General features: G+C 68.7%; 21 protein-coding genes. 3 read left to right on the top strand and 18 right to left on the bottom strand.

Features of this window, described 5'->3' with window-relative positions:
- Positions 1 to 7: 7 nt before the first annotated feature.
- From AB0915_RS07790 to AB0915_RS07800, 3 genes are all read right to left on the bottom strand, one after another.
- Entirely contained in the window at positions 8 to 544 is a 537-nt protein-coding gene (locus AB0915_RS07790; protein WP_366690254.1) for a hypothetical protein, read from the bottom strand.
- A gap of 55 nt (positions 545 to 599) precedes the next feature.
- The gene (locus AB0915_RS07795) at positions 600 to 3989 is read right to left on the bottom strand and encodes a S8 family serine peptidase (RefSeq protein WP_366690220.1); all 3390 of its coding nucleotides are present in this window, start codon (positions 3987 to 3989) and stop codon (positions 600 to 602) included.
- Positions 3990 to 4581: 592 nt separating this feature from the next.
- Complete coding sequence (locus AB0915_RS07800; RefSeq protein ID WP_366690221.1) at positions 4582 to 5610, bottom strand: helix-turn-helix domain-containing protein; 1029 nt, start codon at positions 5608 to 5610, stop codon at positions 4582 to 4584.
- Between the two features lie 277 nt (positions 5611 to 5887).
- On the opposite strand from AB0915_RS07800, the gene AB0915_RS07805 reads away from it, so the two are divergent.
- Positions 5888 to 7009 carry a PP2C family protein-serine/threonine phosphatase gene (locus AB0915_RS07805; RefSeq protein WP_366690222.1) on the top strand — a complete coding sequence of 374 codons (1122 nt, stop codon included), beginning with the start codon at positions 5888 to 5890 and terminating at the stop codon, positions 7007 to 7009.
- Positions 7010 to 7231: 222 nt separating this feature from the next.
- Here AB0915_RS07805 and AB0915_RS07810 read toward each other — a convergent pair whose 3' ends face one another.
- The 6 genes from AB0915_RS07810 to AB0915_RS07835 all read right to left on the bottom strand — a co-directional run bounded on the left by AB0915_RS07810 (position 7232) and on the right by AB0915_RS07835 (position 13687).
- Positions 7232 to 7792 carry an alpha/beta hydrolase gene (locus tag AB0915_RS07810; RefSeq protein ID WP_366690223.1) on the bottom strand — a complete coding sequence of 187 codons (561 nt, stop codon included), beginning with the start codon at positions 7790 to 7792 and terminating at the stop codon, positions 7232 to 7234.
- Positions 7789 to 9039 (bottom strand): MFS transporter, encoded by a 1251-nt coding sequence (locus AB0915_RS07815; RefSeq protein WP_366690224.1) that lies wholly within the window; start codon positions 9037 to 9039, stop codon positions 7789 to 7791. Before AB0915_RS07815 ends, AB0915_RS07810 begins: the two co-directional genes overlap by 4 nt.
- A gap of 111 nt (positions 9040 to 9150) precedes the next feature.
- Entirely contained in the window at positions 9151 to 10068 is a 918-nt protein-coding gene (locus AB0915_RS07820; protein ID WP_366690225.1) for a TauD/TfdA family dioxygenase, read from the bottom strand.
- An 86-nt stretch (positions 10069 to 10154) separates the two neighbouring features.
- Positions 10155 to 11126: a quinone oxidoreductase gene (locus AB0915_RS07825; protein ID WP_366690226.1), complete on the bottom strand. Its 972-nt coding sequence runs from the start codon at positions 11124 to 11126 to the stop codon at positions 10155 to 10157.
- Between the two features lie 105 nt (positions 11127 to 11231).
- The gene (locus AB0915_RS07830; protein ID WP_366690227.1) at positions 11232 to 12290 is read right to left on the bottom strand and encodes a 3-keto-5-aminohexanoate cleavage protein; all 1059 of its coding nucleotides are present in this window, start codon (positions 12288 to 12290) and stop codon (positions 11232 to 11234) included.
- Between the two features lie 374 nt (positions 12291 to 12664).
- Positions 12665 to 13687 (bottom strand): AraC family transcriptional regulator, encoded by a 1023-nt coding sequence (locus AB0915_RS07835; protein ID WP_366690228.1) that lies wholly within the window; start codon positions 13685 to 13687, stop codon positions 12665 to 12667.
- A 473-nt stretch (positions 13688 to 14160) separates the two neighbouring features.
- Between AB0915_RS07835 and AB0915_RS07840 the strand changes: the two genes are divergently transcribed.
- Positions 14161 to 15666, top strand: a complete 1506-nt coding sequence (locus AB0915_RS07840; protein ID WP_366690229.1) for a long-chain fatty acid--CoA ligase — start codon at positions 14161 to 14163, stop codon at positions 15664 to 15666.
- A gap of 21 nt (positions 15667 to 15687) precedes the next feature.
- On the opposite strand, the gene AB0915_RS07845 is transcribed toward AB0915_RS07840, so the two are convergent.
- The 7 genes from AB0915_RS07845 to AB0915_RS07875 all read right to left on the bottom strand — a co-directional run bounded on the left by AB0915_RS07845 (position 15688) and on the right by AB0915_RS07875 (position 22590).
- Complete coding sequence (locus AB0915_RS07845) at positions 15688 to 16284, bottom strand: hypothetical protein (protein ID WP_366690230.1); 597 nt, start codon at positions 16282 to 16284, stop codon at positions 15688 to 15690.
- Between the two features lie 13 nt (positions 16285 to 16297).
- Positions 16298 to 17461 carry an ROK family glucokinase gene (locus AB0915_RS07850; RefSeq protein WP_366690231.1) on the bottom strand — a complete coding sequence of 388 codons (1164 nt, stop codon included), beginning with the start codon at positions 17459 to 17461 and terminating at the stop codon, positions 16298 to 16300.
- 213 nt (positions 17462 to 17674) lie between these two features.
- Complete coding sequence (locus tag AB0915_RS07855; protein WP_366690232.1) at positions 17675 to 18529, bottom strand: ATP-binding cassette domain-containing protein; 855 nt, start codon at positions 18527 to 18529, stop codon at positions 17675 to 17677.
- Positions 18496 to 19548, bottom strand: coding sequence for an ABC transporter permease (locus AB0915_RS07860; RefSeq protein WP_366690233.1), 1053 nt, complete (start codon positions 19546 to 19548; stop codon positions 18496 to 18498). Before AB0915_RS07860 ends, AB0915_RS07855 begins: the two co-directional genes overlap by 34 nt.
- Complete coding sequence (locus tag AB0915_RS07865) at positions 19545 to 20528, bottom strand: sugar ABC transporter substrate-binding protein (RefSeq protein ID WP_366690234.1); 984 nt, start codon at positions 20526 to 20528, stop codon at positions 19545 to 19547. Before AB0915_RS07865 ends, AB0915_RS07860 begins: the two co-directional genes overlap by 4 nt.
- A gap of 194 nt (positions 20529 to 20722) precedes the next feature.
- The gene (locus AB0915_RS07870) at positions 20723 to 21739 is read right to left on the bottom strand and encodes a substrate-binding domain-containing protein (RefSeq protein WP_366690235.1); all 1017 of its coding nucleotides are present in this window, start codon (positions 21737 to 21739) and stop codon (positions 20723 to 20725) included.
- 92 nt (positions 21740 to 21831) lie between these two features.
- Positions 21832 to 22590, bottom strand: coding sequence for a GntR family transcriptional regulator (locus tag AB0915_RS07875; protein WP_366690236.1), 759 nt, complete (start codon positions 22588 to 22590; stop codon positions 21832 to 21834).
- A 218-nt stretch (positions 22591 to 22808) separates the two neighbouring features.
- Here AB0915_RS07875 and AB0915_RS07880 point away from each other — a divergent pair, with 218 nt between their 5' ends.
- The gene (locus tag AB0915_RS07880) at positions 22809 to 23816 is read left to right on the top strand and encodes a Gfo/Idh/MocA family oxidoreductase (RefSeq protein ID WP_366690237.1); all 1008 of its coding nucleotides are present in this window, start codon (positions 22809 to 22811) and stop codon (positions 23814 to 23816) included.
- Between the two features lie 141 nt (positions 23817 to 23957).
- On the opposite strand, the gene AB0915_RS07885 is transcribed toward AB0915_RS07880, so the two are convergent.
- A complete protein-coding gene (locus tag AB0915_RS07885; protein ID WP_366690238.1) occupies positions 23958 to 24377 on the bottom strand; it encodes a PaaI family thioesterase in 420 nt (139 codons plus the stop codon).
- Between the two features lie 16 nt (positions 24378 to 24393).
- The gene (locus tag AB0915_RS07890; RefSeq protein WP_366690239.1) at positions 24394 to 25572 is read right to left on the bottom strand and encodes a cytochrome P450; all 1179 of its coding nucleotides are present in this window, start codon (positions 25570 to 25572) and stop codon (positions 24394 to 24396) included.
- Between the last annotated feature and the right edge of the window lie 37 nt (positions 25573 to 25609).

Raw genomic sequence — 25609 nt, forward strand, 5'->3', positions numbered from 1 at the left:
CCTCCGGTCAGGGGGTGGCCGCGGACACGACATATACGACAGGGGATGCCGGATCGGTCATGTCGACGGTGATGCTCTCGGTGGGACGCGGGTCCTTGTTGGTGTGCGTGGTGCCCGCCCAGTCGGCGCCGGGGCCGAAGGACCAGCCGGTGATCTCGGCGTCGCGGGCGCCGATGGTGACCTCGCCGTCCGTCAGGGCGGCGCGACCGCTGCCGAGACGGCTCAGGAACCGGTGGAGCCCGGCGGACGACGTGCGGAACTGCACGTACATCCGGCTGGCCTTCCAGTTGTTGGTCTCGTAGTACTGGACGTCCGGGGCGTTGCCGGGAATCGGCAGTTCGAAGATCCTGCGCTGCACCTTGGACGGCCAGCCCTCATGCATCCCCTGCGCGGCGGCCTCGGCCTCCTTGTCCTGACCGGAGCGGCGGCTCTGCCCTGCGGAGATCAGCAGATAGCCGGCCGGGACGCCGATCAGCAGCACGATGGAAGATCGTGCGCGCGGCCCGGCAGAGTTCTTCGTGGGCCTGGTGTGTGGGAACAGCAGGTGGCCAGCCGGGCGGCCCGCCCGTTGCGGGAGGCCGCCCGGCCGGACTGTGTGGTTACCGAACGTCGTAGGCGCGGGTGATGGTCTGGGTGACCGCGTTGCCGTTGGCGTCGGTGAAGGTGGCCTTCAGCTTGACCTGCTTGCCGGCGGCGCCGGTGTGGTCGAGGACGGCCGTCCACTTGCCGTCCTGCTGCTCGGTCGGCGCCTGGGTCCAGGTGGTGCCGCCGTCGTACGAGTAGGACAGCGAGGCCGCCGTGATCGCGGGCGGGGTGTACCCGGCGTGGCCCTCGACCGACAGGCCGACCTTGATGCCGCTCTGCGCGGGCAGGGTGTTCATGCCGTCCACCGGCAGGTCGTACGCCGGGTGGAGGATCGGCAGGCCGCGGGAGTAGACGTCGGACTCCAGGTGGGAGCGGAAGCTCCAGGTGGTGTCGGCAGCGGTGGAACGCAGCCAGTTCTTGTCCCCGGTGTAGATCTTCTCCAGGTGCTGGGTGAGCTCGTACGCGGAGTCCTCGTCCGGCACCTCGAACACACCGTACGGGTAGGTGAGCCGGCCGATCTCTTCGCCGTTGCGCTTCAGCTTCAGGTTGCCGATGTCGCCGAACGACCCACCGTAGGTCCAGTGGTCGCCGGAGCCGTCGACCCAGAGCGCGTTCTGGATACCCATCAGGTTGCCCTGCCGCTCGGCGGCCAGCATCAGGTTGCCGTCGGCGTCGCGCGCCGCGGCGGGCCGCAGGGGGCCGCGGTACCACTCCTCGGCGCTCCGCTGTCCGGCCTGGTAGGTGCGGTCCTGGTCGCCCATGAACGCAGCGAACGGGAAGCTGGTCATCGCGCCGTGGAACCAGGCGTCGTCGCCGGTCGTGTAGTAGGCGGTGCGGGTACCAGGCGCGTGGACCGTCTGGTACAGACTCAGGGGGATCAGGGTGTTGTTGCTCCCGGAGGGACGGAGGAACAGCGCGTCGATGTAGTCGGCCTCCTTGCCCATGGCATGCCACGTCTCGGTGACCTGGGCCAGCTTGGAGTCATGCGGCTGGTAGGCCTGGTCGGAGTGCAGCGGCCCCTCGGTCGGGAACGACAGGTTGTAGACGTAGGGCGCGCCGTCCTCGGAGCCGGTCGCGCGCCAGGTGGGCCGGAACTCGAAGGTGCCCGTCTGAGCGCGCCCGTCGACGTCTGCGTAGAACTTCTGCACGGCGCCGGTCGCCGCGAGTGATCCGCTGAGCTGCCAGGTGTCGTCCCACGTGCGGGCGTAGCTGAACGTGGTGTTGCTCAGCGTCGAGGGGCGGTCGGTGTGCAGGCTCAGCTGGTGGGCCTTGCGGGCGTCGAGGACAACGGTGGTGTCCTCGGTGATCCGCATCTGTGGGTGGGCGAGATAGCTGATCGATTCGGGCGCGTTGTTCGCGTCGGGCGTCGTCACGAAGCTGCTGATGAGGTAGTCGCCCGGGCGCACGCGGTAGGTCTGCTCGGGCGCACCCGCGTTGCTGCGGCGCTCGCCCTTGTCGGCGTCGATGCTGGCGACGTCCAGGGAGGAGGGGCCGGTCGCGGACTTGCCGTTGCGGTCGATGACCTTGACCCGGAGGGTGACCGTTTCCGGCTGGACGTAGAGCGTGACGGGCACGGAGACGTGCACATCGCCGCCGGTGGCCAGGATCCGGCCGGTGACAGCGCCGTACTGGGCGGGCTTCAGATGGGCGGTGGGGTCGATCTGCAGCGGCACCTGAGCGGTGGCCCCCGCCGGGACCGTCACCTTGTTCTCCTCCGGCCTGATGATTCCGGAGGTGACGTCGCTGCCGTCGTTGCCGTGCACACCGCTGACCTTCAGATGGAGCGTCAGGTCGCTGTCGCTGGTGTTGGTGAAGGGCACCTGCACGGTGGTGCGGTCCGACGGGTCCTGCGGCCAGTTGTAGCTGCCGGCCTGGACAGCCGGCGCGGAGAGCGCCTTCTGGTTCACCGCGCCGAACACGTCAAGCACCCCACCGCCGGTCTGGTCGGCACCGGCGACCTTGCCGCCGGTGCGGGCAGAGGAGACCAGGGCGGCCTTGATCTGCTGCGCGGTCCAGTCCGGGTGCGCCTGGCGGACGACGGCCGCAGCGCCCGCGACGTGCGGGGTGGCCATGGAGGTGCCCGACATCGTCCGGTAGGCATAGACGCCACGGCCGCCCGCACTGGCCGCCGAGATGTCGACGCCGGGGGCGGCGATCTCGGGCTTGAGGGAGTGAGTGACGGCCACCGGGCCGCGGCTGGAGAACGGCGCGGTGGTGTCGTCGCGGTCGACGGCGCCCACGGTCAGCACGCTGGGCACACACCCGGGCGAGGAAACGGTCTCGATGCCCGGGCCGGAGTTGCCGGCGGCGACGACGAACAGGGTGTGCTTGCTCTTCGACAGCTCCTTCGTGGCCTGGGCCATCGGGTCGGTGCAGTCACCGATCCTGGGGTTGCCCAGGCTCATGGAGACGACGTCGGCCTGCTGGTCGACGGCCCACTGCATACCCGCGATGATCCAGGAGTCCTGCCCGTAGCCGCCGTCGTTGAGGACCTTGCCGACGAGCAGGGAGGAACCGGGGGCGACGCCCTTCTTGCGGCCGTCACTGGCCGCTCCGGACCCTCCGACCGTGGAGGCGGTGTGGGTGCCGTGGCCCACCCGGTCGTCGGTGTTCTTGGAATCCGTGAAGTTCTTGGACGCGGCGACCCGGTTCACCAGGTCCGGGTGCTCGGCGTCCGCACCCGTGTCCAGCACGGCGACCTTGGTGCCCTTGCCGTCGAAGCCGGCCGCCCAGGCCTCCGGCGCGTGCACCTGCGCGGTGGACCGGTCCAGCGTGGCCTCGACCTTGCCGTCCAGCCACAGCTTCTTCAGCGTCGAGCCAGAACGTGAACGCGGGTTGGTGACGTCCTGCCAGAAGGCGGCGGCGGTATCCTTGCCGGCCCTGAGCGCGACGCCGTCCACAGCCGGGAGACTCAGGCCCCGCTCGGCTCCGCGCGGAGCCGCCGGCGCGCTGTCGGCGACATTCACACTGTCCCGATAGGTGGCGATGAGCGGCAGCGTGTCGGTGTGTGTGTCGTCGTATCCCTGGCGGATGAGCCCAGTGACGTTGAACAGCTGCTCGTCGACCTTGCCCTCGGCGATCGCCTGGGAGGCGCCCTCGGGGTAGACGTAGAGGTCCTTGCCCATCTGATAGGTCTGGACTATCGGCTGCGTGCCGTCCTCACGGGGCAGCACGGCCGCAGAGCTGTGACCCGACGTGTCCGTGGTCACCAGCACCTTGTCGCCGGTGACGAGGGTGACCGTCACCTGCTTGCCACCCGTTGCTGCGGTCCCGCCGCCGACAACGGGCCTCTTCCCCGAGGAACCGTCAGGCGGTGTGTCCGCCGCCCCGGAAGGCGTGACCGCCGTGACGGCCAGGACGGCGGCGGTCGCCGTGCCCAAGGCCATACGCGTTATGGAACGCATGAATCTCCCTATTTGAGCCATGAACGTCTACCAAACTGCGGCTGCAGCCTGGCAGACGAGTGGATTGAGTGGGGATGCCGCGCGTGACGGGTTTCCCGCATGGCGGATTTCCGTCACGCGGTCACTTCCATCGGCTCGGTGGGACTTCGGACCTGACCGATGGGGTAACGGCCTGGTGCACGATAGCGAGCGGGCTCCCGGCGTCATGCGACTCCGCCTCCGGCGTTGTCGTCGGTCGGCGACGCTCCGCGTCGCCTCCCTCCTCCGCCTTGGATTCGAAGCCCCATGACGCCGCTCGCTGATCCACTCTCTATCGCGCACCCGGCCGTAAGCCCGGCCGGGACGGCGATCCCGGTCGGGGACGGCCGGCCCGCCCGCGCCCTGCACCCCGTCGAGGTCACCGCCAACCGGTCGCCGGCGTCGTCAGCGGGCCCGCCATCGGCGTACGCGCGGCGCCGCACCGGTGCATGCCTTCAGCCAGGATCACGGTCCCACCGGCGGTGAAGCAGTAACCCGCCAGGAGTTGGCGGCCGCCCTCGCTCGGCGACCATCAAGTGACGGAGGCTCCTCGGCCCTCAGGTCGAGGAGGAGGTCAAAGCCAGCCCGCGCGTGCGGCGTGCCATCCGAGTTGCAGGCGCGAATCCGCTCCGGCCAGATCCATCAGACGGCGTGTCCGCCGCTCCACGGTACGTATGGACAGGCCGAGTTGGGAGGCCGCCCGCCGGTCGGAGATCCCTGCCAGCAGCAGGGCGAGAACCTCCAGTTCCCCCTCGGTCGGCTGCTGATCGGCTGTCGCCTCAGCGCGCACGCCCGTGGCGGTGGTGTACAGCGGCCGGGCCTGAGCCCATTCCTTCTCGAACAGATGGACCAGGGCCGTCAGCAGGCCGCTGCGGTGCACCACGATCGCGCTCGGCTCGCCGCCGGAGTCCGCCATGTCCAGTGGCACCATGGCGTGCTCCCGATCCGACACGATCATCTTCAGCGGCAGCGAGTCGACCAGGCGAAGCTCGAGGCCCGCCGTGATGCCCGCCCGTGCGTCCTTCGCCATGCCGGGACCGTCGAGATAGTCCTTGGCAGCCACGACCCGGAAGTCGACTCCGCGGTCCAGCGCGGAACTCTCCGACATGTCGGCATCCTCGCGCGGCACCGCTATGGGCTCACCGACGAGGAAGACCAGCAACTCCCGCTGGGCGCCGCGCTGCAGTTGGTGGAAGCGGTGTGCCACCTGCTCCACGCCGACGACCGCCTCCACGACGCTGCCCGCCGGGTGCGCGGCGGTGCTGCGGTACTGCTCGGTCAGCATCGAGAACGCCGTCTCGGCCCGGTGCAGTGCGTTGCGCTGCTCGACGAGGAACGGGGCCAGGGCCACTGAGGGGGGTGTGAGCCGGTAGCGGGCGGGCCGGCGACCGGCCCCACAGTCAGCCGAGTCAGGTGTCCCGCTCTCGGCCTCGCTGGCGACCGCCACCAGGCCACGTGTCGTCAGGTCAAGCAGGATGCGGGTGGTCTCGGCTTTCTCGAGTCCGGTCTGCCGGGCGAGGTCCTGCGCAGAGGCTGTTGGGCGGGCCAGCAGTGCAGTGTAGATGGCCTCTTCAGCCGGTCCCAATCCCAATGCCTGCAGCATCCAGCTCCCCCTCGGGCGGCCTCCGTGTCTGGACCTTGGCGCAGCTCGGGTGGACCGAGCAGGTTCTTCCCGGCCGAACCGTATCCCACTCTCGGGATGTCGCCATTGGCTGCTGCCTGTTGTGCACGTCACCCGGGACGCCCGGACCGGCTTCCCGGGTGTGAGACACCTCGCAACGAGGGCTCCGCGACACGGAACATCGTCCGGCGGGGCGCAGCTCACCCACGGCCGGGCCTGCCTAACGTACGGGGAGTACACCACCTGCCCAGAAGGTCCCATGCCCCATAAACGTCCGAAGACAGTCACGCGTCCCTTCGAGGCCATCGAGACACCGCGCAATGCCGAAGTAATGATCGGCGTGGCGTCAGTGACCTTCCTGGTACTGCTCCTCGGTGCCCTGTCCGAGTCCCCGGTGTGGCTTCTCGGGCTCCTTGTATTCCTGCCGGGGACGGCGTCCGCGCTGTGCACCGTACGCCAGACGAAGTTCGTGTCTGCATGGACCACGCTTGTGGTCACCGTCACCGTGCTGGTCCGGCACGGTGACGGGCGGTCATGGCTCGACAGGATCCTCATGATGCTGCTCACCCTCGCCCTGGGCGCGGCCTCCGTCTACGCCTGCCGCCGTCGTATCCACCGCGAGCACGAGATGCTGCGGCTGCGCTCCACCGCTGCAGCAATGCAGCGCCACATCCTGCGCCCTCTGCCTCTGCTCACCGACGACGTCCTGGTCGACGGCGTGTACGAGCCCGTGCAGGAGGACCGGCTCGTTGGCGGCGACATCTACGACGTCGTCGTCTCTCCGTGGGGAACCCGGGTTCTGATCGGCGATGTCCAGGGCAAGGGCCTCCCCGCGGTCGGCGCCGCGTTCGCCGTCATCGGCGCCTTCCGTGAGGCGGCCCACCGAGAGCCCACCCTGACCGCGCTCGTCGATGCCCTCGATGCCTCTGTCGTACGGCACAACTCCTACGCCGCGCAGACCGGCGACGACGAACGGTTCGTCACAGCGCTCGTCATCAACATCGACGCGCACGACGAGGTACAAGTCATCAACTGCGGGCACATTCCTCCGCAGTTGCTGCACAACACCACCGTCATCACGCCGGCCCTCGGCTCCGGCGTCCCCCTCGGTCTCGCCGAGCTCGCCGCCGAACCCGCGACCGTCGACTGGTTCACCTTCCCACCCGGCGCGACGCTGCTGCTGACCACCGATGGGCTCACCGAGACCCGCGACGCCGACGGCACGTTCTACCCCGTCACCGAACGCCTCACCGAGCGCGTATCCCTCTCCCCCACCGACCTGCCGCACGCCCTCTACGACGACGCGCGCGCGTTCGCCGGAGAGGGCGGCCAGCACGACGACGTCGCGATCCTGTCCGTCCGACGGTCACCGTTCCGCTGAGTACATCACGGCGCGCATCACGCCATAGACCGTTACGCCCGCCACCTGCGGGAGGCGCTGCGAACCAGGCCAACATTTCAGGATGGGTGATGGCGCCCTCGGCGCTCACATCATCGACATGATCCCCCTGGAGTGGGAGCACGGCTCCTCCCGCCCAGGAGCGGGCAGGAGGGAGTGCGAGGAGGGCGCAGCCGGGCGTCAGACCGACACGTCGGACAGAACTCAGCTGAGCTCGCGGATGAACTCTTCCGCCCGAGGCCATTCGCCGTAGCCGGATGCAGGGTTGAGGTGTCCGACCGGGCCGAGATCCACGAGACGGCTCCCCCATGCCCGGGCGAGATCGGCGGCGCGATTGAAATCGGCCAAGGGATCGTTCGTGCTCGCCGCGACGATGCTGGGGAAGGGCAGGGTTGTCCGCGGCGCAGGCAACCAGCCGTTTTCACGCAGGGCCTCCGGAGTGGGGTAGCCCTCGGGCAGCGGCGTGCCGAAGTCCGGCGGCGCCGCCAGCAGCGCGCCCTTGACCGGGCGCTGGTGTCGTTGTGCCCAGTGCGCGGTGGTCATCACTCCGGCGCTGTGGGCGATCAGAACGACCGGGCCGGAGATGGCCGACAGCACCTCGTCCAGGGCTGCGACCTGCGCGTCGCAGTTCATCCTGTCGCTTTCCAACGGCGGAACGGTACGGGCATCGGCGAGCTTGTTGGCAAGGATGGTCTGCCAGTGATCCGACATGTGATCGCGCAGTCCGGGGACGATCACGACGGTCGGCGGTGCGGTGAGGGTCATGTCTGCGGCTCCGGGTTCCTGAGCGCCACGTCGGACAGCAGGCCCAAGCGGCGCAGATCTCTTTCGTAGTAGAGCTTGCCCAAGGCGAAGGCCACGCTGCTCAGGACCGCGGCAAGCGGGATCACCTGCAGCGCGCCGAGCAGGCCCATGCGGTCCGCGAGCATGCCCGTCACCGCGGTTCCCGGGGCAATCCCCAACAGATTGTTGGCCAGGGTGAGTGTGGCCATGGCCGTCGCCGCGACGGCGGCAGGGGTCAAATTCGCCACCATGGCGGCCGCCGGGCCAGCCGTGGCGTTGGACAGCAGGGCCCCGGCGCCGATCACTAGGAGCTGCAGCGGGCCGGTCGGCAGTTGGAATCCGGTCATCAGCAGCACGAGCGACCCGAGACTGCAGACGATCGCGACGGTCCACTTCCGGGCGCTGATCCTCTGGCTGAGGCGGTCGGCGACCATCCCGCAGAGGATCATGCCCACCCCTATGATCAACGCGAAGCCCCCGGCAACCAGGCCGGCCTTCGCGGGAGGCATGGCGTAATAACGGTTGAAGAAGCTGGGCATCCAGACGAGCAGGGCCGTCGCGATGAACATCTGCAGCCCGCTGCCGATGTAGGCGCAGAGCACGGAGACCGATGAGAACAGCCGTGGCAGCAAGGTCCGGGTCGGGACTTTTTCGCCGGATGTACCGCTGTTACCCCGGATACCTGAACCCAGCCTCTTTTCCCTGACCACAATGCCGAAGGCCCCCGCAAGGACCAGTCCGAAGATCCCCATGGCACCGAACGCCCAGCGCCAGCCGTGTGCTTGGGCGATGACGCCGCCGATCGACACGCCCAGCACAGATCCGAAGGCGCCTCCCGCGATGAACGCGGCGGAGAGCGTGGCCCGCAAACCGATGGGGAAGACGCTGAGGACCACCGCGATGCCAACGCTCCCGTAGGCCGCCTCGCCGACACCGACCAAGAACCGCCCCAGGAACATCTGGCCGTAGCTCGCCGACACCGCGCAGCCCAGCGTCGCCAGACTCCACACCGTCGCGGCGATGACCAGGCTCTTGACCCTGCCCCAGCGGTCCGCCACGAGCGACAGGGGGAAGGTGAGCACACCCACCATCAAGGCCACGATGCCGCTGAGCGAACCCAACTGGGCATCGGAGAGCAACCACTCCGCCTTCAGCAGAGGAAAGACCGCGTTGAGGACCTGCCTGGACATGTAGTCGGACAGCAGGAGCCCAAAGCTCAGCGCGAACACCAGCCGGGCATACCCGCGAGATACAGTCGGCATGGCGTGAGACGTGGCCGGCACGACCGTGCCGGCAGTGTGAACTCCCATTGGCGTCACCTTCTCGTCTCCGGTCAGGGCTCAGAAGGGCCTGTCGCCGACGATTCCGGCGCGCTCCATCTTGCGGACGGCGGGCCAGTAGTCCTGGACCGCGTAGTGCTGTGTGGAACGGTTGTCCCAGATGGCGAAGCTGTTCTTCTGCCAGCGCCAGCGCACCTGGTACTCGGGGACGGCCGCCTGACTGATCAGGTAGTTCAGGAGGTTGTTCGCCCCGGGCGCGTGGTCCTGGCCGAAGCGCACGTTCTCGGGCGTATGGAAGTTGACGAAGTGCGTGGTGAAAGCGTTGACGAAGAGGACCTGCTCGCCCGTCTCCGGGTGGGCGCGCACCACCGGGTGCTCCGGGTCCGAGTACCGGGCCTTCAGCTGGTGGCGCTGTTCCACAGGCATGACCGCGCCGAAGGTCGCCTCGATGCTGTGCCGCGCGCGCAGACCCGCGATCTGCGTCTTGATGTGCTCCGGCAGCCTGCGGTAGGCCTCGGCCATGTTGACCCAGACCGTGTCTCCGCCGACCTCAGGCGTTTCCACGCAGCGCAGCACGGCCCCCATGGGCGGGCACTCGCGCCAGGTCCCGTCGCAGTGGAGCGCGTTCTCGTAGTGCTCGGGCTTGCTGTCCAGGTCCTTGTAAATGCGGACCAGCCCCGGGTGGTCCGGGTCGCTGCCGACCACAGGGTGGTCCTCCAGCGGGCCGAAGCGCGAGGCGATGGCGACGTGCTCGGCGCGCGTGATGTCCTGGTCCCGCAGGAAAAGGACCTTGTACTTCAGCAGCAGTTCCTTGAACTCGGCGAACAGGTCGTCGTCGCGCGAGGCGTCGCCGAGGTTCACTCCGAAGAGTTCGGCGCCGATGGTGCAGGTCAGCGGCTCAACCTTGATCGATGTGTGGAGGACGCCCGGGCGCACCAGGGCGGGCGTGGCTTCCTTCGGGTGGACTGTCTGCGGCATGTGCTCACTCCTGGGGTGATGTGCGAGGCACGGCGTGTTCGAAGGTGCCGGGCTCGGCGTGTTCGAAGGTGCGTGGCACGGAGTGTTCAGAGGACGAAGACGGAAGATCCCGTGGTCCGTCCCGCTTCCAGATCGCGGTGTGCCTGTACCGCGTCCTGGAGGGAGTAGCGCTGATTGATCTGGATCTTGATACGTCCGGACGCGACATGCCCGAACAGCTCGCCCGCCAGGGCGTCCCGCTCGGCGGCTTCGGCGATGTAGTCGGCCAGCGCGGGCCGGGTCACGAACAGCGAGCCGTGGATGGCGAGCTGCATGGCGTCGAGGGGTGGCACACCGGAGGCCGTGCCGAAGCACACCAGCAGACCGCGACGCTGCAGCGAGGCCATGGATCCGGCGACGGTGTCCTTGCCGACGCTGTCGAAGACGACGGGAACTCCGGCGCCTGCAGTCAGCTCTCGCACCCGCTCGGCCACGTCTTCGCGCCGGTAGTAGATGATGTGTTCGCAGCCGTGTGCGCGGGCGATCTCGGCCTTCTCCTCGCTGGAGACTGTGCCGATCACGGTGATTCCGAGCAGCTTCGCCCACTGGCAGACGATCAGGCCGACGCCCCCCGCCGCCGCATGGAGCAGCACGGTGTCGCCGGCCTTCAGCGGATGGATCCGGCGCATCAGATAGGCGGAGGTGAGGCCGCGCATGGTCATCGCGGCGGCGGTCTCGCAGCTGATCCCGTCCGGCAGCTTGATCAGCGACCCGGCGGGCATGACCCGCTCGGTGCTGTAGGCCCCCAGCGGACTGCCGGTGTAGGTGACACGGTCGCCCTCGGCGACATGCGTCACTCCCTCTCCCACAGCCTCGACCACACCGGAGGCCTCGACACCGAGCCCCGCAGGCAGCGGAGCCGGGTACAGACCGGAGCGGAAATAGGTGTCGGCGAAGTTGAGTCCGACGGCGACGTGCCGGATCCGTACTTCGCCCGGGCCCGGGCTGCCGACGCTGACCTCCTCCCAGCGCATGACGTCGGGGCCGCCGGTCTCATGGAAGCGAATGGCGTGTGCCACAAGTTGCTCCGTCTGCTCGTGTATGGGTACGGCGGTCGCGGGCCGACCCGGATCAGCGGGGGCGGATGCAGGATCGGCCCCGAGACCGCCACTGGTGGGGGTGGGTCAGCTCGTGACGTCGCGCAGCATGAAGCCGCGCCGGCCGGGGCGGCGGTTGGGCACCATGCCGAGCTGGGCCAGGGTCTCGTCAGCGTCCGCGTACCACTCGCCGATCTTGTAGATGTTCTTCGCTTCCTGCCCGGTGGCGATCTCACGGCCGAGCGCATCGGCGACCTGAACCATCTGCTCGACCTGCTTCACGGAGGACATCCGCTCGCCCTTGCGCCGCCACAGGTTGTCCTCGTTGCCCACCCGCACGTGCGTGCCCAGGGCGATGCCGATCGCGTTCATCGGCGCCACCGCGCGCATGGAGGCCTCGATGGTGAGCACGGCGCCGTCCGGGACGCGTCGGATGAACTCGATCAGGTCGGCCGGATGCCGGCCGGCGAACCCGCCGCCGATGGCAACGTAGTTGAGCACCAGCGGCCCGTTGTAGATTCCCTTGCGGATAAGCCGCTCCACGGTCTCCAGCTGTGCCATGTTGGCGAGTTGGAAGTGCGGCTGGATGCCGTTGACGCGGAGCCGCTCGAGATGCTCCAGGTAGAAGTCCGGTCCTGCCTCGACCACCATGTCCCGGTAGGCCTTGTAGTACGCCGGCTTGGCCATCGAGGTGCCGTCGATGTCCTCGTCGTCGAAGAGCTCGACGATGTTCATCTGGTTGGTGTTGATCGCGATCGTCACCTGGTCCGGCCTGGGGGTGATCTCTGCCAGCATGTGGCGCGTGTCGTAGCTCAGCCACTTGGCATCGGAGCCCTCGTCCTCGGGGGCGAAGGAGATCGACCCACCGATCTGGAGGACCATGTCCGGCACGGCTTCGCGCAGCCGGGCCATCAGCTCGTTGAACATGGACATGCGCTTGGAGCCATGACCGTTCAGCTCGCGCACATGAATGTGCAGCACCGTGGCGCCGGCGTTGTAACAGTCGACCGCCGCCTGCACGTGCTCATCCATGGTGAGCGGGAGGTCGTCGGCGTCACCGGGCAGCCACTCCGGCCCGTAAGGGGCCGCCTGGATCACCAACTTCTCCTGGTTCTCCGGATACAGGGAGTCGTCGAGGAAGTGCACGGTCCATCTCCTTTGTCGGACGGGTCTTCACTCGCCGCGCGCATCGCTGCCCGCAATGCGAGGCGTGAACGGCTTGGCGAGGCGCGGAGTGCGCTCGCTGACCGGGCTCCCGGGCCCGCTGGGCGGCTCAGATACGATCAGCGAGTCCCCGGAGGGAGCACGCGGCTGCAGCAGGGTCCTGCTCGTCCTTGTGGGGCTCGGTGTCCCCTGCGGTAATGCAACGTTAAGGGCCGGTTACGCGCCACGCTTGCCCCTGGGTGACAACTGACTTATCACTTGGGGACAGGCTTTGCCTCCGTCGGCGTCGCCTCAGCCCAGGAAGGCCCAGGGCGAGGCGGCGGGCGCTCCGACCTCCGGCTCTTGATCGCCGGTGATCACTCCTCGCCGGAGTGCTGCTGCCTGACCCTCCCGATGCGCCACTCCCTCGGGCTGCTGCCGAACTGCTCACGGAACCAGCGTGAGAAGCCGCTCGGTCCGGAGAATCCCAGCAGCCCGGAGATCTCCGTCAACGAGCGGCGCGGGTTCGCCACGAGCTGCTCCGCGAGCTCGGTACGCGTCGCGTTGAGGAGGGAGGAGAACGTCTCGCCCGAACCTGCCAGGTGTCGGTGGACGGTTCTCCGGTCGACGCCGAGGCTGGATGCGACCTGCTCGATCGAACAGCGCCCGCTCGGCAGCAGGACTTCGATCAACTCGCGCACACGGTCCAGTACGGTCGTGTCCCTGGAAACTGCGATGGACTCGAAATACTGTCGCGCGTAGTTCCGGAGCAGCGGGTCCGACATCGGATTGGGAGTGTTGAGATCGCTTGTGCAGAAAACGATCCCGGTGAATTCCCGGTCGAATTCCACTACCGGGCCGAAGATGTGCCGGTGGGTACCGAGATCTTTGGGAGCGCTGTGCGTGAAACACACGGAGACCGGCTGCCACCGGGCACCGAGGAAAGTGCGGAGAACTCCATGGAAGGCGCCCACGGCGAGCTCCGTGGCCTGCCGGGTTTCCATTGCCTCACCCAACCCCAGGCCCACCTTGAGGGTGGCCAGGCCGCTTGCCTCGGAGAGTCGACTACGGAGCATTTCGTTGTACATGTAGTCATGTCGCATAAGTAGCCCGAGTGCGCTGCGGACATCGGGCTCCTCACGGATGACCAAGCTGATGGGGCCGAGATTGGCGAAGCGTCGGCGCTCAGCGAGGAGCAGGCCGAAGTCCTCGCGGTGCGAGGCCACCGCCGAGAGTTCAAGCAGCTGAGTCACGGCCACGCCAGAGATCCATCTGTCCTGGACCGCGAGACCCACGGGGTCCAGACCCACGCTCTTCATCAGCGCCCGCGGGTCGATACCGAGGGACTGGCTGAGCTCGACGTAGCTGTTCAGCGCTGCGTTGCGGACCAGTGGCTTCAAGGGCGCACTCCAAGGCTCTGTCCCCAAATGGTAAGTAAGGTGTCCCGTCAAGTAAAGCGATGCGCCAGGCCGTGACCTAGCGTTGCACCACTCCGATGGAGCTCGCCTCCCGGATTCGGCGTCCCGGCCGACCGGAAATCCTGCGGAGGACACCATGGCAAATACTCCAACCGTTGACCAGCCCCTGGAAAAGTGGCACGGACTCCTATGCAGATCGATAGCCCCGGGCGGAATGGTCCGGTTCACATCCACAGGATTCCTCCGCGCGGAAAGGAAAAGGGTCGTGCACGCGATTTCCGGTCCCCCAGCCAGGGAAAAGCCGCACACGATGGGGACCGGACGGATGCACGATCCGAGTGAGGCCATCATGACGAGCGTGATCAACGTGCGGCGCCGGCCCTGCGCCGGGCCGGCCTCTGCGGCTCCCGCAGCCATGGGTGACCGCAACCAGCTCCGATCGAAGGGGAAGCCGAATGAACAACCTCGCCTCACTCCTGGCGGAATCCACCTCGGCCGATGGCGGCCGCATCGCCATTCGCCAGGACGAGATCGTCCTCACCTACGCCCAACTGAACGATGCCAGCGCCCGGGTCGCCACCCTGTTGCAGGCCAAGGGCATCCGGCCGGGCGATCGCGTGGCGTTGGTCATGCCCAACGTCACCTACTTCCCCATCGCGTACTACGGCATCCTCCGTGCAGGCGCCGTAGTGGTACCGATGAATCCGCTGTTGAAAGCCCGTGAAATAGAATTCACCCTCCGGGATTCCGGATCCCGCCTCGTGGTGACGTTCCCGCTGTTCGCGGACGAGGTCGCGACGGCTGCCGCAGAGGTCGGAGCCCTATGCCTGGTCACGGACCCAGCGGCATTCAATATCCTGCTGCAGGCCACCGAACCGATGCCCGAGATCGTCGACCGGGCAGAGGACGACACCGCCGTGATCCTCTACACCTCGGGAACAACAGGGACCCCGAAGGGCGCCGAACTGACCCACCGCAACCTGATGACCAACGCGGTCACCACGGTCGAGACGCTGCTCCACGTCGGGCCGAACGACGTACTCTTCGGCGGCCTGCCACTCTTCCACGCGTTCGGGCAGACCTGCGCCCTCAACACAGCTGTCGCTGCGGGCGCCACCCTGAGTTTGCTGCCACGATTCGAGCCGACGAAGGCGCTGGAGATCATTCACCGGGATGGGGCCACCGTCTTTCTGGGCGTCCCCACGATGTACACAGCCCTGCTCCACGCCGGGATCCCCGACGGCTACGACCTCTCACGGCTGCATCTGGCCGTTTCCGGCGGCGCTTCCTTGCCGGTCGAAGTCCTCCACGGCTTCGAGCGGAAATTCGGCGTCACCGTGCTGGAGGGCTACGGACTCTCGGAGACTTCTCCGGTCGCCTCATTCAATCCTCCGGACCGGCCACGCAAGGCCGGCTCGATCGGGCTGCCCATCCGCGGGGTCGAACTGAGGCTCGTAGCGGACGACGGCACCACGGCCGGACCGGGCGAAGTCGGTGAGATCACGATCCGCGGCGAGAACATCATGAAGGGCTACTGGAACCGTCCCGGTGCGACCACGGAAGCCATCCGGGACGGGTGGTTCCACAGCGGTGATCTCGCCCGAGTCGACGAGGACGGCTACTACTTCATCGTCGACCGGAAGAAAGACCTCATCATCCGCGGCGGGTACAACGTCTACCCGCGCGAGATCGAGGAGGTGCTCTACGAACACCCTGCCGTCGCCGAGGCGGCAGTGGTCGGCGTGCCACACCAGATGCACGGGGAGGAGGTAGCCGCCGTGGTAACACTCCGGGACGGTGCACGGACCACTGCCGATCAGCTGCGCGACTACGTCAAACAGCGGGTGGCTGCCTACAAATACCCACGGATCGTCACGTTCGCCAACGGGCTCCCCAAGGGAGCCACGGGCAAGATCCTCAAGCGTGAAATCGTCCTCCAGCACCAGGCGTTCGAGGGCTGAGAGCGCCCTGCGGACCTCCGGTCAGGGCGTGGCCGCGGACACGACATATACGACGGGGAACGCCGGATCGGTCATGTCGACGGTGATGTTCTGGGTGGGACGGGGGTCCTTGTTGGTGTGCGTGGTGCCCGCCCAGTCGGTGCCGGGGCCGAAGGACCAGCCGGCGATCTCGGCGTCGCGGGCGCCGACGGTGACCTCGCCGTCCTGCAGGGCGGCGCGACCGCTGCCGAGATGGCTCAGGAAACGGTCGAGCCCGGCGGACGACGTGCGGAACTGCACGTACATCCGGCTGGCCTTCCAGTTGTTGGTCTCGTAGTACTGGACGTCCTGGGCGTTGCCGGGAATCGGCAGTTCGAAGATCCTGCGCTGCGTCCGGGACGGCCAGCCCTCGCGCATCCCCTGTGCGGCGGCCTCGGCCGCCTTGTCCTGACCGGAGCTGCGGCTCTGCTCCGCGGAGATCAGCAGATAGCCGGCCGGGACGCCGATCAACAGCACGATGATGGTCGCCGTGATCAGGCGCCGGCGGATCGTCCGGCGCCGGTCCTGCGGGGGCCTGCCGCCGTCCTCGCCGGGCGGCGAGGACTGGCGCGGCACAACGGGGTGCTCGGCTGTGGTCATGTTCGGGGAATCCCTAGGAGGTGCGGGTGTTGCGCGTGGAGCGGATGGTGCTCGCGGCCTGGTCGTAGATCTGCGCATACCGCTCGTACCGCTCGACGCGACGGCGGTTGGTACGGCGGAACCTCCGCGCGACCAGCCGGGCCAGGTCGGCGGCGCCGACCATGCCTGCCTCCGGGCCGAGCTGCGCCTTGGCGATCCGGGCCTCGGGACGGTAGCCGCGGCCGGTGAGATGGCGTTTGAAGGCGTCCCTGGCGGGGCCGATCAGCAGATCGTCCGCGGCGCTCACACCGCCGCCGATGACGAAGCAGGAGGGGTCGAGCGCGGCAGCCAGATTGGCGATGCCGACGCCGAGCCACTGGCCGATGTCCTGGAGGAGCTCGATGCACATCGCATCGCCCTCCCGGGCCAGTTCGGTGATGAGCGGCCCGGTGATCTCGGGGATGTTCCCCTTGACGCGCTCGATGATGCCGTGGGCGACCGGGGAGTCCGCGGCGGCCAGCTCCCGGGCCTCGCGGACCAGGGCGTTGCCGGAGCTGTACTGCTCCCAGCAGCCGCGGTTCCCGCAGGGGCAGCGGTGCCCGCCGGGCACCACCTGCATGTGGCCGAACTCACCGGCGACGCCGTACTTGCCGCGCTTGACCTGACCGTCCTCCAGGATCGCGCCGCCGATGCCGGTGCCGAGCGTGATCATGACCAGATGGTCCTCGCCGCGCCCGGCGCCGAAGCGCCATTCCGCCCAGGCGGCGGTGTTCGCGTCGTTGTCGACCATGACGGGGACGACGAGGCGGGAGGCCAGTGCGTCCCTGAGGGGTTCGTCGCGCCAGGCGAGGTGCGGGGCGAACAGCACCCTGGAGCGGTCCGCGTCGACCCAGCCCGCCGCGCCGATACCGACGGCGTGCACATCGTGCCGGTCGGAGAGATCGAGGACCAGCTCGACGATGGTGTCCTCGACGACCTTGGGGCTCTTGGACTTGTCGGGCGTCTCGGTGCGCAGCTGCTCCAGGATGTTGCCGTCGGCGTCGACGACGCCGGCCATCACCTTCGTACCCCCGATGTCGATGCCGACGGTGGGCACCCGGGGCGCGGTGAGGTGCGAGCGCCGCTCACGGGTGCCGACGGTCCGCAGGACGGTGGCGCGGGCGGAGCCGCGGTGTGTGAAGTCGCGGTACGTGCTCATCGTCCCTGCGCGGTCTGGGGGGGGCCGGGTGGTGGTGCTCCCGGCGACGGACGGCGCCCGTCAGACTCGATTCTGCCACTGCCGGGGCGCCGGGCGGGCGGACCGGGTCCGCGGCGCCCCGGTGGCGACCCGCCCCGGGGGTGTCCGGCGGATCAGGGTCGATCCCGGCCGTGACCCGCCGGACATCCCCCGGCCATGATCTGCCGGACACCCCTAAGGGGTGTCGTCGGTGTCCGGGCGCCCCGGTGACGTGGCCCGCCGCAGCTCGTGGCTGAGCTCGTCGAGCTCGCTGCCGCCCGCCATCTGGCGGGTCAGCTCGTCCAGCGTGATGCCGTCCTTGGCGTGGCTGCCGGACATGGCACCTCGCTTGAGCAGCACGAAACGGTCACCGACCAGATACGCATGGTGCGGGTTGTGCGTGATGAGAACCACGCCGAGTCCGGCGTCCCGGGCGGCCGCGACGTACTTGAGCACCACCCCGGACTGCTTGACGCCGAGCGCCGCGGTGGGCTCGTCCAGCACGAGCACCTTGGCACCGAAGTAGACGGCGCGGGCGATGGCGACGCACTGGCGCTCGCCGCCGGACAGGGTGCCGATCGGCTGGTCGACGTCGCGCAGGTCGATGCCCATGCGCAGCAGTTCGGAGCGGGTGGTCTCGCGCATCTGCCGGACGTCGAGCGTCTTGAACGGGCCGACACCCTTCGTCGGCTCGGAGCCGAGGAAGAAGTTCCGCCAGACGGGCATCAGCGGGACGACGGCCAGGTCCTGGTAGACCGTGGCGATGCCCCGGTCGAGGGCGTCGCGCGGATTGGCGAGCGTGGTCTCCTCACCGTCGATGAGAAACGTGCCGGCGTCGTGCCGGTGCAGGCCCGCGATGATCTTGATGAGGGTGGACTTGCCCGCGCCGTTGTCGCCCAGTACGCAGGAGATCTCGCCCGCGTGGACCACCAGCGAGACATCCTGGAGCGCCTTGATGTTGCCGTAGAACTTGCTGACGTGGTCCAGCTCGATCAGCGCCGGGGGGGCCGGGGTCGTCATGTCGTCGCCTCCGCGCGCTTGCGTACCCATGCGTTGAGCAGGGTGGCCAGGAGCAGCATGGCTCCGAGGAAGAACTTGAACCAGTCCGGGTTCCACTCCGCGTAGACGATGCCCTTGCTGGTCATACCGAAGATGAACGCGCCAACCGCCGAGCCGATGGCGGAGCCGTAACCTCCGGTGATCAGGCAGCCGCCGATGACGGCCGCAATGATGTACGTCAGCTCGTTGCCGACGCCCTCACCGGACTGCACCACGTCGTACGAGAACAGCAGATGCTGCCCGGAGACCCAGGCGGCGAAGGCGACCCCGAGGTACAGCCCGACCTTGGTACGGATCACCGGGACGCCGACCGCGCGGGCCGCGTCGGCCTCGCCGCCGACCGCGAAGATCCAGTTCCCGAAGCGGGTACGGAGCAGGATCACGGTGGCGATCGCCACGAGCGCCGCCCACCACAGAATGGTCACCTTGAACTCGACCCCGCCGACGGTCCACTCCGAGGCGAAGACCTTGCGGGCCGAGCCGAAGCCCTCCATGTCGCCGATGGACTTCGTCGACACGGTGCCGCTGATCAGCTTGGTGAAGCCGAGGTTGAGACCGGTGAGCATCAGGAACGTGCCGAGCGTGATGATGAAGCTCGGCAGTTTGGTGCGGGTCAGCATGAGCCCGTTGAACGCGCCGATGGCCAGGGTCACCAGCAGCGACACGAAGACGCCGACCCAGACGTTGGCCGTCATCTGATAGCTGAACATCGACGAGACCAGCGCGGAGCTGGTGACCAGCACACCGGCGGAGAGGTCGAACTCGCCGCCGATCATCAACAGGGCGACCGGCGCCGCCATGATCCCGATGGTGGACGCCGCATACAGCACCGTGCCCAGGCTGGACGCGCGCAGGAAGCTGTCGGCGACGATCGAGAAGAAGAGGAAGACGGCCGCGGCGCCGACGACCGATCCGAGTTCGGGGCGGCCCAGGAGCCTGCGCAGCGGTGAGGTGCGCAGCAGCCGCTCGTCAGCCCCGGACAGGGCGGGTGGTTGCTCCGTCGTGGTCATCGGGTCCCCCGCTTCGTGTACTCCGCCAGCTCGGCGGCGTCCTTCGAGGTGATGATCTGCGGGCCGGTGAGGACGGGGCGGCCGCCGCCGAGCGCATTGCGGTTGTAGCGGTAGAGCCAGAGCAGGTCGACGGCCTCGTACCCCTGGAGGTAAGGCTGCTGGTCCACGGCGAAGCCCAGGGTCTTGTCCTGAAGTCCGGCGGCGACCTTGGCGTTCAGGTCGAAGGTGTCGATCTCGGCCGTGGAGCCCGCGGTCTGCTTCGCCTTCACAGCGGCGTCGGCGAACGGCGCACCGAGGGTGACGACCGCGTCGATGCTCTTGTCTGCCTGGAGCTTCGCCTCGATGGACGCCTGGACGTCGGGCATGTTGGTGCCCTCGACGTACAGGTTCTGCATCTGCCCGTCGAAGGTCTTCTTCGCCCCGGCGCAGCGCTGCTCGTGCCCGACGTTGCCCTGCTCGTGCAGGATGCACAGGGCCTTCTTGCGGCCGCGTGCGTTGAGCTCGTCACCGACGGCCTCTCCCGCGATGGACTCGTCCTGGCCGACGTGAGTGAGCGCGCCGAACGCCTTGGACTCCGCGGAGCCCGAGTTCACCGTGATCACCGGGATCCCGGCCCGGGTCGCCTTGGCGACGACGTCCTTCAACGCGTCGGGCTTGGCGAGCGTGACGATCAGCCCGTCGACCTTCTGGTCGATGGCGGCCTGGACGAGCTGGGCCTGCTGCTGCGCCTCGTCGTTGTGCGAGTACAGGAACTTGATGTTGTCCTTGACGGCCGCCTGCTTCGCACCGTTCTGGACGATGTCCCAGAAGGTGTCGCCATCGCCGGAGTGGGTGACCATGGCAAAGGTCCAGCGGGGCGTGTTCACCGCGGACCGGCCTTCGGCAGCAGCCTGGGCCGCGCGCTCCTCCGCCCGCTTGCCACCGGTGCTGCTGCATCCCACGAGGGAGGCCCCGAGCACCGCCGCAAGCACGGCGCCCATCGCACGTACCCCTGTCCGAACCCTTGCCACGACGTGGTGCCCTTCTTGTGCTGCTCGCTGTGCTGCTTGGTGCCGACCGGGGGTGTTTTCACCCGGTCCGGCTGCCCAAGTATCCCCGAGCCCGACTCGGCGCCGTCCGGCAGGGGCGGGCCGTGTGTGCCGGCACGGAGTGGCCACGGCGGTCCGCACGCGGGTCACCGGGTACCGCGCGCGGTGTACTTCTCCAGCTGCGGCACGTCGGCGGCGGTGACGATCGCCGGGCCGGTGAGCACGGGCTTTCCGCCGCCGATGACGTTTCCGTTCGTCCTGTCGAGCCACAGTTCGTCGACGGCGAGATAGCCCTGGAGGTAGGGCTGCTGGTCGACGGCGAAGCCGACCTCGGAGGCCTTCAGCCGCTTGACGACCTCGGCGTTGAGATCGAACGTGTCGACCTCGGCCGCGGAGCCGGAGCCCTCCTTGGCCTTGACGGAGGCGGCGGCGAACGGCGCGCCGAGACTGACGACCGTGTCGATGCCGTGGTCGGCCTGGAGCTTCGCCTCGATGGAGGACGTGGAGGCGGGCATGTTGGTGCCTTCGATGCTGAGGTTCTCGACGCTCCCCTTGAAGGTCTTCTTCACCCCGGCACAGCGCTCCTCCAGCGACACATTGCCCTGTTCGTGGATGACGCAGAGGGCCTTCTTGCGGCCCCGCTTGTTGAGCTCCTCACCGACGGCCTCGCCGGCGACCTTCTCGTCCTGCCCGATATGGCCGATCGCGCCGACGCCCTTGGAGAACTGCGCACCCGAGTTGATGGTGACGACGGGGATGCCTGCCTTCGCGGCCTTGGCGACGACGTCCGCCACGGCTTCCGGTTTGGCGAGGGTGACGACGATCCCGTCGACCTTCTGGTCGATGGCGGCCTGGACGAGCTGGGCCTGCTCCTTGCCCTCCTTGTTCGCGGAGTACAGGAACTCGACGTTGTCCTTGGCCGCCGCCTGCTTCGCACCGCTCTGGACGATGTCCCAGAACGTGTCGCCCTCCCCCGAGTGCGTGATCATCGCGATCTTCATCCGGGGTGTGGAGACGCCCTTGGCTCCCTGCCCGCTGCCGCTGCCGGACCTGTCCTCGGAGCTCTTGCCGCCGGAGCTGCTGCATCCGGCGACGACGACGGTGACGGCGAGGCTGATGGTGCAGATGGCGATCAGGGGTGCTGCCTTGCGAGGAGTACGCATGGTGGGTCCGCCTTCTCTCCCGGCCGCCCGAGTGCGGCTTCGGGAGTTGTAGCGAGGAGCGGGAACCCCGTCAACGGGCCGATATGCGGGCGTCAGCGGACAAGCAGCTGGAAATCGAAGGCGTAGCGCGACGCCCGGTAGAGGTGCGAGCCGAATTCGACCGGCCGCCCGGTGTCGTCGTACGTGGTGCGTTCCATGGTCAGCAGCGGCGCGCCCTCGGGTTCGGCGAGCTGTGCCGCCTCCTCGGCCGTGGCGAGGCGGGCGCCGACGGTCTGGCGGGCGCTGTGCAGAGTGACTCCGGCGGCCCGCAGCATCCGGTAGAGGCCGGTGGCCTCCAGTCGTTCGGTGGACAGGTCGACGAGGTCGGCCGGCAGGTGGTTGCGGAGCAGGGCCATCGGTTCGCCGTGCGCGGACCGCAGCCGTTCGACGAGATGGACCTCGGTGCCTTCCGGGACGCCGAGGGCGGCGGCGGTCGCGGCGGGGGCGGGCTCCACCGTGTTGCGCAGGACGCAGGTGGTGGGGTGCTGCCCGGCCGCCTCCAGGTCGTCGTACAGGCTGCTCAGTTCGAGCGGACGCCGGACCTGGCTGTGGACGACCTGGGTGCCCACCCCGCGGCGACGAACCATCAGCCCCTTGTCGACGAGCGACTGGATGGCCTGGCGGACGGTGGGGCGGGACAGGCCGAGCCGGGCCGCGAGCTCGATCTCGTTGCCGAGAAGACTGCCGGGGGCGAGCCGGCCCTTCTCGATGGCCGCCTCCAGCTGCTGGGCCAGCTGGTAGTAGAGCGGGACCGGGCTGCTGCGGTCCACGCCGAGTTCGAGGGCGGCGGGGTCGGCGGTGGGTTTGGACACGGCAGGAGAGTAGCTGTCACGTCCGGAACACCGGTAGTCAGGTCGTCCTGTTGTCCGGACAATCCAGGTGCCCGCGCCTCATCGCGTAGCTCCGCCCGTGAAACCGCTGTGGTGCCGGAGCCGTGCGGTGCGAGCGCCGCGGCTCGAGGCATCGAACACACCCCGGTATGTCAGGACATATAGTTGACAGCGCAGCTGGTGGGCGGCACGTTGGGTCCATGCGTATCGGACTCATCGGCACCGGCCGGATCGGTTCCTTCCATGCGGGCGCGCTGGCCCGCCACCCCGAGGTGGACACCCTGGTGGTGACGGACATCGACGGGGCGCGGGCGGCCGGGATCGCGGACCGCATCGGCCACGCCACAGCCGTCGGGTCCGTGGCCGAGGTGCTGGGCGCGGGGGTGGACGCCGTCGTGATCGCCTCGGCCACCTCGGCCCATGCGGAGCTGATCGGACTGGCCGCACGGGCGGGCCTGCCGGCGTTCTGCGAGAAGCCCATCGCACTGGATCTGGCGGGGACGCTGGGCGCTCTGCAGGAGGTCGAGCGGGCCGGGAGCGTGCTCCAACTGGGCTTCATGCGCCGCTTCGACGCCGGGTACGGTGCGGCGCGCACCGCCGTGCGGAGCGGGGCGCTGGGCAGGCTCCACACCGTACGGGCCATGACGTCCGATCCGGCGCCGCCGCCCGCCGCGTACCTGCCGCACTCCGGCGGCCTGTTCCGGGACTGTCTGGTCCACGACTTCGACATCCTGCGGTGGGTGACGGGCCGCGAGGTGGTGGAGGTGTACGCCACCGGTTCGGATGCCGGTCCCGCGATGTTCCGGGCGGCGGGCGACGTCGACACAGCGGCGGCGCTGCTGACCCTCGACGACTCCTCACTGGCGACGGCGACGGCGACCCGGTGCAACGGCGCCGGGTACGACGTACGGATGGAGCTGGCGGGCGAGCTCGACCAGGTCGCGGTCGGTCTGGACGACCGTACGCCGCTGACGTCGGTGGAACCCCAGGGACCCGCCGCCCCGGCCAAGCCGTGGCCCGGGTTCCTGGAGCGGTTCGCCGCGGCGTACGAGGCGGAACTCGACGCGTTCGTCCAGGTGGTGCGGGGCGAGGCGGCCAACCCGTGCGACGGCCGGGAGGCTCTGCACGCGCTGCGGATCGCGGAGGCGTGCGAGCTGTCCCGGCGCGAGCACCGGCCGGTGGCGATGGCGGAGATCCGCACCGACTGACGGTGCGGCCCCCGCTACGGGCGACCGGCAGCCGCTCGCGGCCCCGTATCGGCAGGCCTGTGTGGTCACCGAGCGCGGCGAGACCGACGACATCGGCGGCTTCGGTCGCCTCGGTCGCTCGACTGATCCAGGAGGGAACCTTCAGCGCGCCTCGGCGGCGAGCACGGTTCCCTGGGCGACCGCGCACAGGGCTTGTGCACCGTCGTCCGCCGCGGCGAACAGATCGCAGCGGACCACCGCCTGGCGACGGCCGGTGTGCACGACTGTGGCGCGGGCGATCAGGGTGCGACCGGTCGCCGGACGGATGTACTGGATCGAGAAGCCACCGGTCAGTACGGCCGGCCCGAGGGTCGTTCCGGCGGCGAAGGTGATCGAGTTGTCGGCGGCGTACGACAGGACGCCGCCGTGCACAAAGCCGTTCTGCTGCTGGAGTTCCTGCCGGATGTCCACTTCGAGGGTGGCGGCGCCGTCCCCGAAGGCGGTGATCCGTGCCCCGACGAGCCCGCTGAACGGCTGGCTGTCGAGGACCTTCTGCGCCATCTGTATGTCAAGTCCGCTCATGACGCACCTTCTTACCTCACCAGCGCACCGGCAGATGCCGGACCCCTCGGATCAGCATCCCGGGCAGCCAGTCCAGCTCCGCACCGGCCGGGTCGAGTGCGAGATCCGGGCACCGCTCCAGCAGCGTACGGATCGCGATCCGGCCCTCCATCCGGGCCAGAGGCGCCCCCATGCAGAAGTGCATGCCGTGGCCGAAGGCCAGGTGGCCCTGGGCGTCGCGGCGGATGTCGAACTGGTCCGGGTCCGGGTAGCGAGCGGGGTCGCGGTCGCCACCGGCCAGGGCGACCAGGACCGCCTCGCCCGCCGGAATGGTCCGGTTTCCGATCTCGACCGGCTCCCGGGCGAAGCGGAAGGTGGTGGTCTCCACCGGTCCGTCGTACCGGAGCATCTCCTCGACCGCGCCGTCGATCAGACCGAGGTCCGCACGGAGTGCGGCGAGTTGTCCGGGGTGGGCAAGCAGGGCCCGTACCCCGTTGGAGATCAGATTGACGGTGGTCTCATGTCCGGCGACGAGCAGCAGAAAGGCCATGCCGACGAGTTCGTCGTGCGACAGTCCGTCACCCTCCTCGTCCCGCACCCTGATCAGCGCGCTCATCAGGTCGTCGCCGGGCGCGCACCGCTTGTCCTCGATGAGCTCCACGAGATAGGCCCCCATCGCGCGGACCGCTTCGCCTCCGGTGTCCGCGGACGTCGGGGCGACGATGCCGTTCGACAGCAGGCGGAACCGGTCGCGGTCCAGGTCCGGCACGCCGATCAGCTCGCAGATGACGGTCATCGGCAGCGGGAAGGCGAGCGCGTCGACGAGGTCGCCGCGGCCGGCGGGCACCATCGCGTCGAGCAGTTCGTCGGTGATCTGCTGGACCCGTGGCCGCAGCGACTCGATCCTGCGGGAGGTGAACTCGCGGGCGACGAGTTTGCGCAGCCGGGTGTGGTGCGGCGCGTCCATCTCCAGCATGTTGGCGTTGATCGGATCGCCGTCACCGGTCCAGAGGTCCGAGGTCCGCCAGTCCTTGCTGAGCCGTTGGTCGGCGAGGGCCGCTCGGCCCTCCTCGTACCCGACGATCAGCCAGATCCGCTCGGCGTCATCGGTGCGGATGGTGTGCACCGGTCCCTCGGAGCGCAGCTTCGCGTACGTCGGATAGGGATTCGCGGTGAAGTCATGTACCCCGCGAAGATCGATGTCGACTGCGGACACGGTTCAGCCCCTCCCGGCCGGTTCGGTTCGATCGCCT

The organism is Streptomyces sp. NPDC048411 (genome assembly GCF_040704695.1).
GTDB lineage: Bacteria > Actinomycetota > Actinomycetes > Streptomycetales > Streptomycetaceae > Streptomyces.

Excerpts from the sequence above, each read along its gene's own strand:
- AB0915_RS07840 (WP_366690229.1), top strand. The coding sequence starts at position 14,161 with ATGAACAACCTCGCCTCACTCCTGGCGGAATCCACCTCGGCCGATGGC.
- AB0915_RS07845 (WP_366690230.1), bottom strand. The coding sequence starts at position 16,284 with ATGACCACAGCCGAGCACCCCGTTGTGCCGCGCCAGTCCTCGCCGCCC.
- AB0915_RS07865 (WP_366690234.1), bottom strand. The coding sequence starts at position 20,528 with ATGGGCGCCGTGCTTGCGGCGGTGCTCGGGGCCTCCCTCGTGGGATGC.
- AB0915_RS07885 (WP_366690238.1), bottom strand. The coding sequence starts at position 24,377 with ATGAGCGGACTTGACATACAGATGGCGCAGAAGGTCCTCGACAGCCAG.
- AB0915_RS07860 (WP_366690233.1), bottom strand. The coding sequence starts at position 19,548 with ATGACCACGACGGAGCAACCACCCGCCCTGTCCGGGGCTGACGAGCGG.
- AB0915_RS07855 (WP_366690232.1), bottom strand. The coding sequence starts at position 18,529 with ATGGGTACGCAAGCGCGCGGAGGCGACGACATGACGACCCCGGCCCCC.
- AB0915_RS07795 (WP_366690220.1), bottom strand. The coding sequence starts at position 3,989 with ATGCGTTCCATAACGCGTATGGCCTTGGGCACGGCGACCGCCGCCGTC.
- AB0915_RS07805 (WP_366690222.1), top strand. The coding sequence starts at position 5,888 with ATGCCCCATAAACGTCCGAAGACAGTCACGCGTCCCTTCGAGGCCATC.
- AB0915_RS07880 (WP_366690237.1), top strand. The coding sequence starts at position 22,809 with ATGCGTATCGGACTCATCGGCACCGGCCGGATCGGTTCCTTCCATGCG.
- AB0915_RS07800 (WP_366690221.1), bottom strand. The coding sequence starts at position 5,610 with ATGCTGCAGGCATTGGGATTGGGACCGGCTGAAGAGGCCATCTACACT.
- AB0915_RS07850 (WP_366690231.1), bottom strand. The coding sequence starts at position 17,461 with ATGAGCACGTACCGCGACTTCACACACCGCGGCTCCGCCCGCGCCACC.
- AB0915_RS07870 (WP_366690235.1), bottom strand. The coding sequence starts at position 21,739 with ATGCGTACTCCTCGCAAGGCAGCACCCCTGATCGCCATCTGCACCATC.
- AB0915_RS07820 (WP_366690225.1), bottom strand. The coding sequence starts at position 10,068 with ATGCCGCAGACAGTCCACCCGAAGGAAGCCACGCCCGCCCTGGTGCGC.
- AB0915_RS07810 (WP_366690223.1), bottom strand. The coding sequence starts at position 7,792 with ATGACCCTCACCGCACCGCCGACCGTCGTGATCGTCCCCGGACTGCGC.